Genomic DNA, 15,156 nt, shown 5'->3' with positions numbered 1-15,156 from the left:
GCGGAAGCGATCCTGGACCAGGTCTGGTAACAGACGCAGCAGCCGTGAGACCGCAACGACCACGATCCACCACTCGCCGTGTCGGACCCCGTCGCTACCCTAAGTGCGTAATCGGTCACCGGGCCGATCAGTTGAATGCATCCAGGGGTGGACCATGCCGGACTTCTTCACCGACGGCCAAGGCCGCGTCAGACCGATCACGAAGAAGAAGGGCGGTATCGGGGTGGTGGTTGCCGGCGTGACTGCGGTGGCGGCGTTCGCCGGCGGCGGGGGAGCTGCCGGTCTCGGCGGTGTCGGGGCGGCGGCGCCAGCGGCGGCCGAGGTCGGGGCCGGGTCGGTGCGGCTGGGAGGTTCGTCGGGGCAGTTGCGGGCCCGCAAGAGTGAGGGGCAGAAGGCTGCCCGACGCGAAGGGCCTGAGGGCGCGTGGCAGCGGATGGGACTGCGGCAGGTCAAACGCACCGCCAAGCAGCAAGCCGAGTGCGTCGCGGTCTCGTTCGGACAAGTGCAGCAGTTCTTCACCACCCACCGCTGCACCCACCTGGAGCGGGTGCTGTTCGCGGTTCAGGACGAGGCGGGCAACACCGCAGTGGTGTCGGTAGCCTGGGTCGGCCTGACGAACGCCCGCGAGGCCCGCGAGTTCGACAGCCTCATGGAGATCCACGGCAACGGCGACATCACCCCGCTCGCCAGCGCGTTGTTGGAGTTGGGGCACATCGAGTTCACCGGGCTGCGCTATGGCAGCGACCGCGACGGCGCGGCGGTCACTGTCGCCGAGGCTGAAAATGCAGCTGGCGGGCAGTTCGACCACGACACCCTCGATGCCATCGCCGAGGTCGCCGCCTACCTGCCACGCCTGTGACCGCGTGCGATTTCGTGTAGCTCGCTCTCCACTGACCCGCCGGTGGTACGTGAGGGCGGCGATCCGGGCTCGGTGCATTGCTCGGCTGAGCGGATAGCGGACGATTTCGGCGTCGTGCTAGGGGGGCGGGCGGTTGGCTGCTGCGCCGAGGGTGCGGGCTGAGTCTCATGCCGGATGCGGAGAACGCGTGTTCGACGGTTGAGTTCAGCTCCTGCCGTTATTCATGCTGCTGCGTGTGGAGCAGATCTGGAGCAGAAGGTGGAGTTGAACGACGTGCTACGGCTTCGAACTGCGGTGAACGACATCGGCTGACGTGCGGGTTCTCTGTTTGCGCTGGTCAGGGAAACGGCTGGACCATGCTGGCCGTGTGAGGGTCAGGGGTTCGAGTCCCCTCAGCTCCACAAGTTGTAGAACCCGTCTGGTCTAGCGATTACCGCTGATCAGGCGGGTTTATTCGTGTTGGGGTCGGACTTGGTGTGAGCGGTATCCGGTGCGATTTATCAGCCGTTTGACCAGGCCCTGTTCGGGTGTTGGGTTTGGCGGGACAGGACGGCCCAGACGGTTTTGCCCACGGCGTGGCGCACGGCGCCCCATTGGCGGGCCAGGTTGGTGACGAGGAGCATGCCGCGGCCGCGCGTCAGGCGGACCGAGGAGCGGCCCACGGTCGGTACCCGGGGGGACAGGTCGGTTACTTCGATGCGGATCAGGTCGCCGCTGCGGTGCAGTCGCAGGTGCAGGGGGTGTTGGCCGTGCTCGTAGGCGTTGGTCACCAGTTCGGAGACGACCAGTTTCGCGTCGGCGATCTCGTCCTCGGTGAGGTCGGCGAGGACCTCGCCGGTCCACCGCCGCGCCTCGACCAGGTTGGGCGCGTCACCCACCAGTTCGAGCACCGGGGCGTCGGACGGCTCGGCGTGATGGGGTCCGGGTGGGTTCACGGCGTCCTCACCGACGGTCATGGTGTCCTCCCTGCTGGGACGTGGAGCGTGGTGACTTAATACCCACGTGGTTGATCGACAACACCGCCTGATGATCACCTGATGTGGTCCACCGGTCGATCGCGACCGTGCGGGATGGGTTCTTCGGGTTCGGTGAGGCCTCCGGGATCGGGGAGGAGTAACACGGACTCGGCGGAGGCGATACGAATGTACCGACGCATATCGGTCCGCATTAATGCGGAAACTGTGTGACCGAAGGGGATTCGTCATGTCGCGTATCGCCAACACGCTCGTCGCGATTGTGATCACCGCCGCATCCATGACGGTCGTGGTGCCCGGCAATGCCGGAGCAGACGGGCTCGATCTCACCTGCACGCCACCGAGCAGCGCGGGCCTGCGGTTCGACCCGCCGGCGACGAACACCCCGCAGACCGAGACGCTCACGTCGTCCAGGCGGTACGGACCGTGTGTTTCCCCGACCCACCCGGACATCACCTCCGGCGTGTCCAACGCCACCGGCACGTTCCCGGGCGCCACCTGCTTCAGCGTGTTCGGCGCGAACTCGATCACCATCCAGATCACCTGGAACAACGGGCAGGCGTCGACCCTGTCCGGCAACAACGTCTCCAGCCTGGCCGGTGCCACGCTGACGGTCGTCACGACCGGCACGGTCACCGCGGGTGTGTTCGCCGGTGGGACGTTCGTCCACACCGTCGTCTACCCCAGCCCGGACATCCTGCTGTGCAACCTCGGCCTGGGCACGTTGTCCAGCCTCTACGGCCAGATCGTCCTGGAGATCTTCACCCCGTGATTCCGGCTCGGGTGTCGCGCCGGCGACGGTGGAGGAGCAAGGCGCCGCCCGCGAGCACGAGCGCCGCGCACGACCCGCCGACGACCAGTGGAACGGAGGACGACGCCTCCTCGCCCGCGGTGTCGTAGCCGCTGGAGAAGCCCTTGGTGTCGTACTCCGATCCGGCCTGCTTGTCGGCGTACCGGGCCTTGACCAGCTTCTGGTAGTCGCTCAACGACACCGACGACTGGCCGTTCAGCCCTTGCCGCGCCTGGTCGTTGAGCGGCGTGACGGTGAGGAGCCTCAGCTGGTACCAGCCGCGCAGCTGCGGTTCGGCGAACACCAGGCTCCCCAGGTCAGCCTTGCCGGCGTAGGTGGCGTCGCTGTCGCCCTCGCGCACCGCGGCCAAGTGCCAGCCGCCGCCCAAGGTGGGGGCGAGCATGACGGTGGCCTGGCGGCCGTTGACGGTGATGCTCAACGACGACACCAGGTGGCTCAGCTTGACCGCCTCGGTGGCGATGGGCTGGGACGTGCCCGCGACGAAGCCCGGCGTGATCTCGTTGACGGCCAACGGATCCTTGACCGTGAAGGCCGGCATGCCCTCGCACGGGTTGTCTTTCTCGGGGATCGTCTGCGGTGTCTCGGACCCGCCCATGGGCACCGGCACCCTCAGGAACCGGCACACGGCGTTGATCACGGCGGTCGACTTCACCGCGGCGAGGGCGGCCTGGTAGTCGGGGATGTCCACCGGACGCGGGTCCGCGTGGGCGGGACCGCTGAAGCACAGGAGCGCGGATGCGCTCAGTGCCAGCACGGTGGCCACGCGGGAGAGGCGCGAGCCGGACATCGGTGTTGCGCGCATGTCGCCTCCTTAACGGGAGATGCCGATCCGGGAGTGGGTCCACTTGAACGAGCTGTTGCTCACGTAGTCGTTGTAGTTCCACCACGTGTAGGTGGTGGTGTCCGGCCAGGGGTCGGCCACGGCGATGGTGCTGTTGGAGGTGTCGAAGCCGTAGACGACGTTCATGTGGCCGCCGCCGGAGGTCCACCCGATGCGCGCGCCGAGGGGCCTGGCCGCCTTGACGTCGGTGTAGACCTGGTTGAACGTCGCCGCGCTGCTCAGGCCGGAGCCGGTGTGCGCCATGCCGAGGCTGCCCCAGCCCTTGGCCATGTCGTCGAGCGTGGCGGGTTGGTTGTTGCAGCCGTAGTAGGGCTGGGCCCGGGTGCAGAAGTCCGTCTGCGTGCTGCCCAGGCCGTGGTACTTGGCGATCGTGAGGCCGGAGGCGACCCAGCACCACTGGGTCTTCTCCTGCTTGGCCATGGCGATGTTGTCGTACGCCGCTTCCGCCTGGGCCGTGCCGCCGGCGGCCACGAGCATCCCGCAGGCCGTCAGCGCGATGGCCGACGCCGCGGTCGCGAACTTGAACCTGCCCATCTTCCTGCCTTTCCCCTGTGCACGACGAGTGCCGGGCGATCCGTATGGACATGACAGCGCGAAATGTCGTCGCCATACAGGGTTGACGCAGGAATACGCCCGTAAGTGTGAGACCTCGTATTCGGTGCGGAATCGGGTACCCGGGGTGGTGTCGGCGGTAATTGAATATCAACAAGTTGTGTGCGGGCCCCGTGATTTTATTCGAACGCACTCCAGCGGATGGTTGCAATGTCGCACTCTTCACGGTTCTGTTCCCAGTGGAAAGGTGACTGTCCGTGTCGCGGTCGCGGATCGGCGCGGTCGCCCGTCACGCGCCCGCGCGGACCAGGCCGCACTCGTAGGCGAAGACCACGGCCTGCACCCGGTCCCGCAGGCCGAGCTTCGTCAGGACGCGGCTGACGTGGCCCTTCACGGTTCCCTCGGTGAGGAAGAGACGGCCGGCGATCTCGGCGTTGGACAGGCCCCGGGCGATCAGCTGGAGCACCTCGCGTTCCCGCTCGGTGAGGACGCGGAGCTCGGCCTCGGTGCGGGGCAGCGGGTCGTCGGACGTGCCGATGTGGCGTTCGATCAGCCGCCGGGTGATCGACGGCGCGACGATGGCGTCACCTCCGGCGACCACGCGGATCGCGGACAGGAGGTCGGCGGCGAGGGTGTCCTTGAGCAGGAACCCGCCGGCACCGGCCCGCAGTGCGAGGTACACGTACTCGTCGAGGTCGAAGGTGGTGAGGATCAGGATCCGCGGCCCGTCGGGCAGCGACGCGCGGATGCGGCGGGTTGCCTCCAGCCCGTCGACCCCGGGCATCCGGATGTCCATCAGGACGATGTCGGGCTTCGTCTCGATCGCCAGGGCGGTGGCCGCGGCGCCGTCGTCGGCCTCACCGACGACGGCCATGCCCTCGGCGTTCTCGACGATCATCCGCAGGCCGGCGCGGAGCAGGGCCTGGTCGTCGACCAGCAGCACCCGGATCACGCGGTTCCTCCCGGATCGAGGGGGATGCGGGCGCGCACGACGTAGCCGCCGTCGGGCCCCAGACCCGCGGTCAGGTCGCCGCCGAGCAGCTCCGCGCGTTCCCGCATGCCCCTCAGCCCGTTGCCGGGTCCGGCGGAGGACGCCTCGCCGGTGCCGATGTCGGTGTCGCCGCCGGTGTCGCTGACGTCGAGCACGAGTTCGTCGTTGCCGTAGGACACCACCACCGCGGCGCCGGCTCCCGGGCCGGCGTGCTTCACGGTATTGGTCAACGCCTCCTGGACGATCCGGTAGGACGAGACGTCCACGGCGGTGGGCAGCGGTCGCGGCGATCCCTCGATGCGCAGCCGGACCGGGGTGCCCGCCTGCCGCACCCGGTCGACGAGGTGGGGCAGCCGTGCCACCCCCGGCACCGGACGCACCGGGTCGTCGGTCCGCGCGGACGTGGACAGCACGTGGCGCAGGTCGGCGAGCGAGGTGCGGCCGGTCGCCACGATGGCGTCCAGCGCGGCGAGGGTGTCGGCGGGCCGGTTGGCGAACGCCGCGGCGCCGCCCTGCGCCTGCATCACGATGACGGCCAGGCCGTGCGCCACCACGTCGTGCAGCTCGCGGGTGATCCTGGCCCGCTCGGCGGCCACGGCCAGCTCGGCCCGCTGGTCGCGCACGCGTTCCAGGTCCCGTGCCCTCGCCACGAGTTCGCCCAGGTAGGCGCGGCGGCTCCGCACACCCCACCCGATCGCCCAGGCGACGACCAGCAGGGAGCCGAGGACGGGGAGCCCGCCCCAGTGCGTCGGTCCCAGGACCGTGGGGTCCTCGCCGCCCGGTAGCGGTACCTCGGGCGTCGCCCGCGGCGGCGGAACGGGAGCCTCCGGCGCGCGTTGCTGTCCGCCGACGCTGTAGGGCCCGTCGTAGAGCCGACCGTCGGCCTTGCCGTCGAGGGTCACGTGCACCGACCACGCCGTCGCCACGGCCAGGGCGGCCCCGAGCAGCGCGAGCGACACCTTGGGCCGCCGTCCGACGGCGATCGTGCAGAGGATGATCGGAACGGCCAGGTCGACGGGCTCCGGCCCGGCCGCCAGCGCCATCCGCACCAGGGTGGCGAGCGCCGCCGCGGCGAGCGCCGGGATCGGCCACCTGCGGCGCACCGCCACCGCACCGGCGCAGACCCCGATCAGCACCCACCGGGCCGACGGCTCCTGCGACCAGGCCACCTCGGCGAACGGCCCGCTGATCACCGGGGTCGCCGCGGCACCGCTGCCCGCCCACGTGCCGGCCAGCAGCAGGGCGGCGAGGCCGGCGTCCTGGAGGCTCGATCTGCGCAAGGCGCCTCGAAGGGCCGCCACGTGAATCTTCATGCCAGGCAGCACCCTAGCCCCGGCGCCACCACCTGACACCTGTCGGAAGTCATGGTCCGGAACATGACCGCGGGCAGGTGCGCGGTCGACCCGGCACCGCGCAACCTGTGGCGCATGACGACCACCTCCCGCGGCGCCGATGGCCGTCCTCGCCACGCCCGCGCACTGCTCCTGCTGGCCGCGCTGACCCTCGTGCTGTCCGGTTGCGGCGCCTTCAGGGACAACGGCCTGGAGTGGGCACGGGTCGTGCCGGCCGGTGATTGCCACTGCGCCGACGGCAGCGGGTTCGCCTTCTGGGAGCGGCGGGCCGATCCGACCAAGGTCGTGCTCTTCCTGAACGGCGGTGGCGTCTGCTGGGACGCGGAGAGCTGTGCCTTCACCGGCGACCGCGGCGAGAGCGACTACTACGACTGGAACATCCAGGGCACCGAACCGGAGAACCGGAGCGGGATGTTCGACGTCACCCGGGCCGACAACCCGTTCGCCGACCACTCGTTCATCTACGTGAGTTCCTGCACCGGTGACGCGCACCTGGGCAACGTCTCCCGGCAGTACTCGCCGGGGTCGACCGTCGAGCACCGCGGCTACGTCAACGGCACGGCGGCGCTCGGCCACCTCGCCGAGCACTACCCCGACGCCACCCGGGTCGTCGTCATCGGCAAGACCGCGGGGTCGGTCGCCGCGCCCCTCTACGGCGGCCTCGTCGCCGACCTGCTCCCCGACGCCGAGGTCACCGTGCTCGGCGCCCAGTCCGGCGCGTGGCCGGACGACCCCGACTTCAACGCCGAAGTCCTCGACGCGCGGTGGGGCGCCTACGACGCCGTGCCGGACTGGGCAGTCGCCGGGCTCGCCGCCCGCGACTGGGGTGTCCCGCGGTTCTGGACCCAGGCCGCTCGGCACCGACCCGACCTCGTGCTGGCCCGCTTCGACTTCGCCTTCGACCCGCACGCGGCGGCGGAGGTGACCAGGTGGGTGGACGGGGACCCGCCGGACCTCCTCGCCGTGATCGACGGCAACGAGGCGGCGATCGAGGCCGCCGGCGTGCGCCTGCACAGCTACACCGCACCCGGCGCCGACCACCAGGTCTTCGAGCCCGACAAGTTCTACGAGATCGAGGTGGACGACGTGCGGCTGGTCGACTGGCTCGACGCGCTGATCAACGACGAACCGCCCGCCGACGTCCGCTGCGACCAGTGCGACCGGTGACGGTCACGTCGACGTGCGGGCGAGTTCGGCGGCCAAGGCGTTCAGCGCGGCCGTGAGCCGAGCGGTGTCGCCGACGGCCGGCTCGTGCTCGCCGCAGTGGCCGTGCGCGATGCCGAGCACGCGCACCAGGTCGTGGCGGCCGTACCGCCGGAAGACCTTGGCCACGGCGTGGTCGAGCCGTTGGCAGGACCCGGAGAACACGGCGCGGACGCTGGTGCGCGGGTCGTCGTCGGTGATCAGCGGGTCCAGCGCGTCCGGCCGGTCGGCGAGCTCGGCCGCCGGCTCGCCGAGGGCACGCCCCGGCCGTGATCGGACGACCTCGGCCGCGACCCGCAACGCCAGCGGCAACCCCGCGCAGCGCTCGACCAGCGCGGCGACGGCCTCCGGTTCGACGTCGGCGCGCGTGCCGAGCAGTCCGCGCAGCAGGTCTACCGCGTCGGCCGAGGACAGCCGCTCCAGGCAGACCCGGTGCGCGCCGTAGCGCGCGACCAAGCCCGCCAACGGGTCACGGCTGGTGACCAGGGTGAAGCAGGACGAGCCGGCCGGCAGCAGCGGGCGCACCCGCTCGACGGTGCGGGCGTTGTCCAGCAGGATCAGCACCCTGCGCTGGTCGAGGAGGGTGCGGAAGCGGGCGGCGCGCTCGTCGAGGTCGTCCGGGATCGCGGCGCCGTCCAGGCCGAGCGACCGCAGGAACCCGGCCAGCACGTCGGCGGCCGAGGTTGGCTCATCGGGGCCGTACCCGCGCAGGTCCGCGTAGAGCTGCCCGTCCGGGAACCGGTCGCGCACCCGGTGCGCCCAGCGGATGGCGAGTGCCGTCTTGCCCACCCCGGCGGCGCCGGACACCGTCGAGATCGTCACCGGCGCCTCGGCGGACAGCAGCCCGTCCAGCTCCGCGAGTTCGGCCTCCCGGCCGGCGAACCCCCGCACGTCCACCGGGAGTTGGGCGGGCACGTCACGGCGGGCGGGCCGGACCTCGGGCGTCGGCGTCTGCGTCGGGAGGTCGTCGGCGAGGACGCGGCGGTGCAGCTCGCGCAGCCGCGGCCCCGGCTCCAGGCCGAGTTCGGACACCAGCGCGTGCCGGGCCCGGCGGTAGACCTCCAGCGCCTCCGACCGGCGTCCGGCCCGGTGCAGCGTGGTCATCAGCAACTCGTGCAACCGCTCCCGCCACGGGTGTTCCCGCACCAGGTCGCTGAGCTCGCCGATGACCGCCTCGTGCAGACCGCAGGCGAGCTCGGCCTGGTACAGCGATTCGACGGCGGCGAGGCGGCGTTCGGCGAGGCGGCGTGCCCAGTCGGTGAGCGCCGGTACCTCCAGGTCCGCGAACGGCGTGCCGCGGCACAACGTCAGCGCGGCGCGCAGTGATTCGATCGCGCGTTGCGGCTCCCGCCCGGAGGTCGCCACCCCTGCCTTGACCAGCGCTTCGAACCGTTCCGCGTCGACCTCCTCCGGCCGCGTCCGCAGTCGGTAGCCGTTCGGGCAGAACGTCAGCCGGTCCGGCGCGTCCAGCACACCGCGCAGCCGGTGCACGTGCAGCTGGAGCCTCCGCGCCGTTCGCGGATCGGGCCGATCACCCCACAGCGCGTCGGTCAGCACGTCCACCGGCACCGGCTGGTTGGCCCGCTCCAGCAGCACGCCGAGCAGGGTCCGCTGCAACCGACCGGACAACACCTCCACCCGCTCGCCGTGCCGTACCTCCACCGGTCCCAACACCCGAATCTCCATGAGCCCCCCTCGGCCCAGGCATCGTGACATCGCGGTCGGGTCGGGTTTGTCAGGTGTTCACCGGACAAATCGGTGGAGGTTGCGCACACTCGCGAATCTTTCGATAGCACCGTAGAATGCGCGAAGTGGCCTTCCGCGACAGATCCGGGCCGGCAGCCGGCTCATCCCGGCGTTCACCATGAATCACCGAGGTTGACATGACTGACGGAGCAGCGATCTTTCGCGGTATCGCCGAGATTCTCGGGCGTCGACACCGGATGTCCGATCCGGATCCCGCGTCCGGCACGTTCGAACTGCACGACGAGGGTCGAGCGGTTCGTGTCGCGCTGGCGCCGGACCTCCTCGCGGAGTACTTCGACCAGCTGGACGAACACGACATCCCCGGCCTTTCCCGCTCACCGCAGGACGAGCAGGACGAGGTTCGGGTGAGGCGCATCGCCCTGTGGGTCGAGGAGATGTTCGAAGCGGACATCCGCCTGTCTCTTGTCGAGATCCGACTCGGCCGGTCGGCTGGTGGTCGGATCTCCCTCGTCGATCGACGAGGTCCGGTGCGCAGGTCGATCCCGACGGGGAGCGGCCACTGGTCGCCGGACCGACCTGGCGCCTGACACCACGCACCGGAACACCGCCGCGTTCGGTGGATGGCGGCCGTCCTGCCTCCGGCTGACCAGCTCAGCCGTCGTCGAAGCCGGAGCGGGTTACCGCTTGCAGATCGAGCTGCTGGGGTAGGTGGTGATGACGCGGCCATCCGTGGCGTTGTAGATCAACTTGAAGCGCTGCTGCCAAATCTCACGACCATTGCTGTCGTGCAGGTACAGCAATCGGTCCCGGCAGCCATCGGTCCCGTTGACGATCACGTGGTCGGGGTCCGTGTTGTTGTAGTGGATGGCCCAGTGCACCAGATCGCTCCAGTTCAGCCCGCCCGCCCTGGCCAAGCCCTGGAACTCCTCGTAATGCCCGTCCTTGATGTGGCGGTAGCCCCAGCTGGCGTTGCCGCACCTGAGTTCGAAGGTGTTGAACTGGTAGACCACCTTCTGGTCGCTGGTCGAAATGCCGCACGCACCCCAGTTGGGCCTGGTGCCCAGCTTGACCGCGTGCGCGGGTGCCGCCACCGCCAGGCCGAAGCCGAGGAAGAGGAGGAAGACGAGCAACGCACTGCGCAATTTCTTCATTTCGACATCCTTTACGGCGTCACGTGAGTCGGATCCCGGACGGGGCAGGAGGCGGGGTGTGCGGGAGTGCCCTCCTGCCCCTCGGCGACCAGAGTCCGGCTCGCGCTTTCAGGACGCTTTCACCGCCGTGCAAGCAGGTGTCGAACCGGGGGCGACCAACTCCGGCGCTCCGCGGGCCGACCGCCTCCGGCGATCACGCGTGCGCTCTGGTGTCGGGCTTATCCCTCGGCACGCTTGCGGGCGGCGGCGTCCAGGATGGCGCCGACCGTGCGGCGGGGCGGCACGGTGGTGATCGGCGCGGTCTTGGTTCGGGATCGGGGCCGTGGCCGGCTTTCCTCGGCCGCGACCGCGAGCAGCACGTCGTCCAGGCGAAGGAAGTCGGCGAGGACGCGTTGCGGTGTGGTGAGCGTGCCCAGGCCAGGCGGCACGGGCGGCTCGACCTCGTCGTCCGCTTCACGGTCGAACGCGTCCTCGTCGCGTTCCCAGGTGCCGTACGCCGCCAACCACGCCAGGTACAACGCGCGGTGGTCGCCGGTGGCGAGTTCGGTCCGGACGCCGACGATCTCGGCCAACAAGCCCTCCGGGTCGTCGTCCCAGTCGCCGGGCTCGTCCTCGTTCGCCAGGTCGAGGACGAGGTGCTCGTCCGTGGTCCAGGCCACGACCAGGTCGTCGACGAGGAAGGGCTCGGCCGCGTCCAGGTCGAGCGCGGTGCGCGGTACCCGGAGCATGACCCGCCGGTACCCCCAGTCGGCCAGGTAGAGGTGCGCGTCGTAGTGGCGTTCGACCAGCTCGCTCGGGTCGCCGCGGAAATCGCCCCACTGGTACTCGTTGACGAAGCTGTCGGCGGTGATCTCCGCTCGGGTCGACAGCGCCCGCACCTCGGCCTGCGCCACCGCGTCGAGCGGCCGGTCCACCGCGAGGAACTCGTAGTACTGGTACTCGCCCAACGCCCGTCCCCACGTCCGGTCGGAGCCTGCTCGATCGGGTTCCGAGGCGGCAGGCTACTGGACCGGTCAGGAATCGAGAAGCGTCGGGTGGTTGGGCGCGCATAGCGTCTTGGCCATGGCATTCATCGAAAACGTCACCCTCGAAGTGGCCGACATCGCGGCCGCGCAACGGTTCTACTCCGCCGCCTTCGGGCTGGACACCCAGGTTCGGTTCCGGGTGTCGGAGGTGCCCACGGCCGGGTTCCGGGGGTTCACGATGGCGCTCACGGTTTCCCAGCCGAGCACCGTCGACAGCCTCATCGGCACGGCCCTCGCCGCCGGTGCCACGACGCTCAAGCCGGCCACGAAGTCGCTCTGGGGGTACGGCGGCGTCGTGCAGGCCCCGGACGGGACGATCTGGAAGGTCGCGACCTCGGCCAAGAAGGACACCGGCCCGGCCACTCGGCGCATCGACGAGATCGTGCTGCTGCTGGGGGTCGCGGACGTGGCCGCGGGCAAGCGGTTCTACGTCGAGCAGGGGCTGGTCGTCGGTAAGAGCTTCGGACGCGTGTACGTCGAGTTCGCCGCCGGGTCGAGCCCCGTCAAGTTGGCGCTGTACCGGCGTCGCGCGCTGGCCAAGGACGTCGGTGTCGCGCCCGACGGCACCGGGTCGCACCGGCTCGTGATCGGTGGCGGCGCCGGGGCCTTCACCGACCCGGACGGGTTCGAGTGGGAGGCCGCGGCGGCGGTTACCGCGCCCTGATGTGCCGCTTCTCCGCCTGCCTGACGGCTCTGCACCGAGTTCCCGGAGGGACCATGACGCTCGCGCCACCGCGTCCGCTCGACGAGAGGTTGCGGGACACCCGCGCCAAGCTGGAGACCGAGGTCGACCTCTGGGTCGCGACGTCGGGCTCCCCGGGCGGCGCCCACCTGGTCCCGCTCTCGTTCCTCTGGGACGGCGCAGCCCTGCTGATCTCCACGCCGCGCGCCTCGATCACCGGCCGCAACCTGCTGGCGGACGGCCGGGTGCGGCTCAGCCTCGGGTCCACCCGGGACGTCGTCGTCATCGAGGGCGTCGCCGAGCCGGTGGACACCGCCGAGCTCGCCACCGGGACGGGTGACGCGTTCGCGACCAGGACGGGGTTCGACCCGCGCGAGCTCGTCCAGCGCTACCAGTACTTCCTCATCCGGCCGCGGCGCGTCCAGGCCTGGCGCGAGGTGAACGAGCTGCGCGATCGCGACCTCATGCGGGACGGCCGCTGGCTCGGTTGACCGGCGCCGAGCCGTCGTCCGGCACCGGCGGGCGCACGCCGGTGCCGGGGTCGGAGGTCACTGCGCGGTGCCGCGACCGCGGTCGTCGAGGAGCAGCGGGGCGCGACCCTCGACGGTGTAGCGGACGTGGGTCACGTCCGGCGCGTGCAGGACCCTGGTCGGGATCAGCTCGATGCCCTCCTTGTGGCCGAGGCCGAGGTCGGCGTCCAGCAGTCGCAGGCCGGTGCCCAGCACGACCGGCGCGACGTGCAGCTCCAGCTCGTCCAGCAGACCCGCCGCGATGACCTGACGCACCAGGCTGCCACCGCCCGCGACCGCGACGTCCTTGCCGCCCGCCGCGGCCTTCGCCTGCTCGACGGCGCTCGCCAGGCCGTCGGTGACGTAGGTGAAGCTGGTGCCGCCCTTGCGTTCCAGGGTCTGGCGCGGGCGGTGGGTGACGACGAAGACAGGGGCGCGGAACGGCGGCTCCTCGCCCCACGGCACCTCGCCGCCGTCGGCCATGCGCCTGCCCATGACGTAGGCGCCGGCGGCCTCGAACGACTCGCGGATCACGTCGGAGTTCACGTCCTGCTCGCCGCCCGCGAAACCCTGGCGCTCCCGCCACGCCATCGCGTTGGTCGCCCAGCGGGTGATGCGGAAGAACGCCGCGCACTCCGCCGACTCCATCCAGTCGCCGTCGCCCTCGTGGCGCGGTCCGGCGTAGAAACCGTCGAGGGACACCGACATCTGCGCGGTCACCTTGGTCATCGTGTTCCTTCCTCCCGGCGATGCCCGACGGGCTCGCTCGGGAGGGGATCGGAGCCGACGACGCGGTTTCTACGTCGAGTCCGGAAGAACTTCCGCGGGTCGGTCGGCGGCACCGCAGCGCGCCGACCGCAGCATCAGGAACCGCTGCTCGGGCACGTTGCCGGCCAGTCGCGCGGCCTCGCGGAACGTCGCGCTCGCGGCGTCCCGGTCACCCGCCCGTTCGAGCAGGTGGGCGCGCACGGCGAGCAGTCGGTGGTGGCCGGCGAGCGCTCCCCGCTCCAGTTCGGCGACGACGTCCAGGGCGGCACGGGGGCCGTGCACCTCGCCGAGGGCCACGGCCCGGTTCAGCGCGGTGACCGAGCTGGGCGCCAGCCGTTCCAGCACGTCGTACAGCGCCAGCACCTGCCGCCAGTCGGTGTCCTCCGGCGTGGCCGCCTCGCTGTGCACGGCCGCGATCGCCGCCTGCACCTGGTACGGGCCGGCGGGGTGGGTGGCCAGGCTGCGGGTCACCAGCTCGGTGCCCTCGGCGATCGCCGCCCGGTCCCACCGCGACCGGTCCTGCTCGGCCAGCGGGACCAGGACGCCGTCGGCGCCGGTGCGGGCCTCGCCGCGCGCCTCGGTGAGCAGCATCAACGCCAGCAGCCCGGCCGTCTCGCCGGAGTCGGGCAGCCGCCGGTGCAGCTGCCGGGTCAACCGCATCGCCTGCTCGGTGAGGTCCGGCCGGCGCAGCCTCGGTCCGGCGCTGGCGCTGTAGCCCTCGTTGAACAGCAGGTACAGCACGTGCAGCACGACCGCCAACGCCGGACCGCGGTCGGCCGGCAGCTCGAACCGGGCGCCCGCCTCCAGCAGCCGCTGCTTGGCCCGGGAGATCCGCTGGCCCATCGTCCTGTCCGGCACCAGGAAGGCCGCGGCGATCTCGGTGGTGGTCAGCCCGGCGACCGCCCGCAGCGTGAGCGCCATCTGGGACGGCGCGGTCAACGCGGGGTGGCAGCACAGGAACAGCAGCTCCAGCAGGTCGTCCCGGGCCGGCTCGGCGTCCGGCGGCGGCGCGAGCAGCTCGTCTCGCGGCACGGCGTCGAACGACGCCAGCTCCCGGCGTTCGCGTGCGGCGTCGGAGCGGACGAGGTCGACGTAACGGCGGGCGGCCACGGTGGTGAGCCACCCCAACGGGTGTTCCGGCACGCCGTTGCGCGACCACGCGGCCGCGGCGTCGATCAACGCCTCCTGCACGGCGTCCTCACAGCGCGCGAAGTCGCCGTGCCGGCGCACGAGGATGCCGAGCACCCGCGGCGTCAGCGTGCGCAGGACGTGGTCGACCGGGGTCAAAGGTCGTCGCCGCCCTGCTCCATCAGGGGCCACACCTCCAGGCCGCCGCCCAGGCCGCGGCTGTAGCGCAGGGCCGGGTACGACCGCGCGATCTCCAACGCCCGCTGCTCGCCGTCGACGTCGACCACGAAGTACGACCCGACGTACTCCTTTGCCTCCAGGTACGGGCCGTCGGTGACGACCGGCGCGTCCCCGACCACGCGCACCGACCGCGGGCGGGGCATCAGGCCCTGGGAGTCGACCAGCTCGCCGGACTCGCGCAGGGCCGCGTTGAACGCGTCCACCTCGCCGACCAGCTGGGCGAACCGCTCCGCGTCGACGCTGTTCCACACCTGCTCGTTGCCGTAGATCAGCATCAGGTACTTCACCGCGGGTCCTCCCGAGGGCTCGGTGTCCGGACGCCTGATTCTGCACGGGGGCCGGCCGCGATGTCGCGTCGGAGCC

17 protein-coding genes are annotated in these 15,156 nt (G+C 71.1%); 6 read left to right on the top strand and 11 right to left on the bottom strand.

Going from position 1 to position 15,156, the window contains the following annotated elements; all coding sequences use genetic code 11:
* Positions 1-154: 154 nt before the first annotated feature.
* Positions 155-859 carry a hypothetical protein gene (locus ACYVLT_RS37165; protein ID WP_461124853.1) on the top strand — a complete coding sequence of 235 codons (705 nt, stop codon included), beginning with the start codon at positions 155-157 and terminating at the stop codon, positions 857-859.
* Positions 860-1,359: 500 nt separating this feature from the next.
* Here ACYVLT_RS37165 and ACYVLT_RS37160 read toward each other — a convergent pair whose 3' ends face one another.
* A complete protein-coding gene (locus tag ACYVLT_RS37160) occupies positions 1,360-1,815 on the bottom strand; it encodes an ATP-binding protein (RefSeq protein ID WP_461124852.1) in 456 nt (151 codons plus the stop codon).
* Between the two features lie 247 nt (positions 1,816-2,062).
* Here ACYVLT_RS37160 and ACYVLT_RS37155 point away from each other — a divergent pair, with 247 nt between their 5' ends.
* Complete coding sequence (locus tag ACYVLT_RS37155) at positions 2,063-2,605, top strand: hypothetical protein (protein WP_461124851.1); 543 nt, start codon at positions 2,063-2,065, stop codon at positions 2,603-2,605.
* Here the strand turns inward: ACYVLT_RS37155 and ACYVLT_RS37150 are convergent.
* The 4 genes from ACYVLT_RS37150 to ACYVLT_RS37135 form a co-directional block, all read right to left on the bottom strand.
* On the bottom strand, positions 2,595-3,446 hold the full coding sequence (locus tag ACYVLT_RS37150; protein ID WP_461124850.1) for a hypothetical protein: 852 nt from the start codon (positions 3,444-3,446) through the stop codon (positions 2,595-2,597). The genes ACYVLT_RS37155 and ACYVLT_RS37150 overlap by 11 nt on opposite strands.
* Positions 3,447-3,455: 9 nt before the next feature.
* Entirely contained in the window at positions 3,456-4,019 is a 564-nt protein-coding gene (locus tag ACYVLT_RS37145; protein ID WP_461124849.1) for a papain-like cysteine protease family protein, read from the bottom strand.
* 307 nt (positions 4,020-4,326) lie between these two features.
* Positions 4,327-4,989, bottom strand: a complete 663-nt coding sequence (locus ACYVLT_RS37140; RefSeq protein ID WP_461124848.1) for a response regulator — start codon at positions 4,987-4,989, stop codon at positions 4,327-4,329.
* A complete protein-coding gene (locus ACYVLT_RS37135; RefSeq protein ID WP_461124847.1) occupies positions 4,986-6,341 on the bottom strand; it encodes a sensor histidine kinase in 1,356 nt (451 codons plus the stop codon). The genes ACYVLT_RS37140 and ACYVLT_RS37135 overlap by 4 nt, the downstream gene beginning before the upstream one ends.
* 63 nt (positions 6,342-6,404) lie before the next feature.
* Between ACYVLT_RS37135 and ACYVLT_RS37130 the strand changes: the two genes are divergently transcribed.
* Positions 6,405-7,547, top strand: a complete 1,143-nt coding sequence (locus tag ACYVLT_RS37130; RefSeq protein WP_461124846.1) for a pectin acetylesterase-family hydrolase — start codon at positions 6,405-6,407, stop codon at positions 7,545-7,547.
* A gap of 3 nt (positions 7,548-7,550) precedes the next feature.
* On the opposite strand, the gene ACYVLT_RS37125 is transcribed toward ACYVLT_RS37130, so the two are convergent.
* Positions 7,551-9,269 (bottom strand): AfsR/SARP family transcriptional regulator, encoded by a 1,719-nt coding sequence (locus tag ACYVLT_RS37125; RefSeq protein WP_461124845.1) that lies wholly within the window; start codon positions 9,267-9,269, stop codon positions 7,551-7,553.
* Between the two features lie 257 nt (positions 9,270-9,526).
* On the opposite strand from ACYVLT_RS37125, the gene ACYVLT_RS37120 reads away from it, so the two are divergent.
* Positions 9,527-9,877 (top strand): hypothetical protein, encoded by a 351-nt coding sequence (locus tag ACYVLT_RS37120; RefSeq protein WP_461124844.1) that lies wholly within the window; start codon positions 9,527-9,529, stop codon positions 9,875-9,877.
* A 90-nt stretch (positions 9,878-9,967) separates the two neighbouring features.
* Here the strand turns inward: ACYVLT_RS37120 and ACYVLT_RS37115 are convergent, their stop codons facing one another.
* Both ACYVLT_RS37115 and ACYVLT_RS37110 read right to left on the bottom strand, forming a co-directional pair.
* The gene (locus ACYVLT_RS37115) at positions 9,968-10,441 is read right to left on the bottom strand and encodes a hypothetical protein (protein ID WP_461124843.1); all 474 of its coding nucleotides are present in this window, start codon (positions 10,439-10,441) and stop codon (positions 9,968-9,970) included.
* Positions 10,442-10,659: 218 nt separating this feature from the next.
* Positions 10,660-11,388: a hypothetical protein gene (locus tag ACYVLT_RS37110; RefSeq protein WP_461124842.1), complete on the bottom strand. Its 729-nt coding sequence runs from the start codon at positions 11,386-11,388 to the stop codon at positions 10,660-10,662.
* Positions 11,389-11,503: 115 nt separating this feature from the next.
* Here ACYVLT_RS37110 and ACYVLT_RS37105 point away from each other — a divergent pair, with 115 nt between their 5' ends.
* A complete protein-coding gene (locus tag ACYVLT_RS37105; protein WP_461124841.1) occupies positions 11,504-12,130 on the top strand; it encodes a glyoxalase in 627 nt (208 codons plus the stop codon).
* 53 nt (positions 12,131-12,183) lie between these two features.
* Positions 12,184-12,639 (top strand): pyridoxamine 5'-phosphate oxidase family protein, encoded by a 456-nt coding sequence (locus ACYVLT_RS37100; RefSeq protein WP_461124840.1) that lies wholly within the window; start codon positions 12,184-12,186, stop codon positions 12,637-12,639.
* A gap of 57 nt (positions 12,640-12,696) precedes the next feature.
* Here ACYVLT_RS37100 and ACYVLT_RS37095 read toward each other — a convergent pair whose 3' ends face one another.
* The 3 genes from ACYVLT_RS37095 to ACYVLT_RS37085 all read right to left on the bottom strand — a co-directional run bounded on the left by ACYVLT_RS37095 (position 12,697) and on the right by ACYVLT_RS37085 (position 15,080).
* Positions 12,697-13,386, bottom strand: coding sequence for a dihydrofolate reductase family protein (locus ACYVLT_RS37095; protein WP_461124839.1), 690 nt, complete (start codon positions 13,384-13,386; stop codon positions 12,697-12,699).
* 69 nt (positions 13,387-13,455) lie between these two features.
* Entirely contained in the window at positions 13,456-14,712 is a 1,257-nt protein-coding gene (locus ACYVLT_RS37090) for an RNA polymerase sigma factor (RefSeq protein ID WP_461124838.1), read from the bottom strand.
* Positions 14,709-15,080 (bottom strand): YciI family protein, encoded by a 372-nt coding sequence (locus ACYVLT_RS37085; RefSeq protein ID WP_461124837.1) that lies wholly within the window; start codon positions 15,078-15,080, stop codon positions 14,709-14,711. Before ACYVLT_RS37085 ends, ACYVLT_RS37090 begins: the two co-directional genes overlap by 4 nt.
* Between the last annotated feature and the right edge of the window lie 76 nt (positions 15,081-15,156).

It is taken from the genome of Saccharothrix stipae, assembly GCF_054781895.1.
Note: the sequence above shows the minus strand (reverse complement) of the source record. Positions and strands in the feature narration are given on the sequence as shown.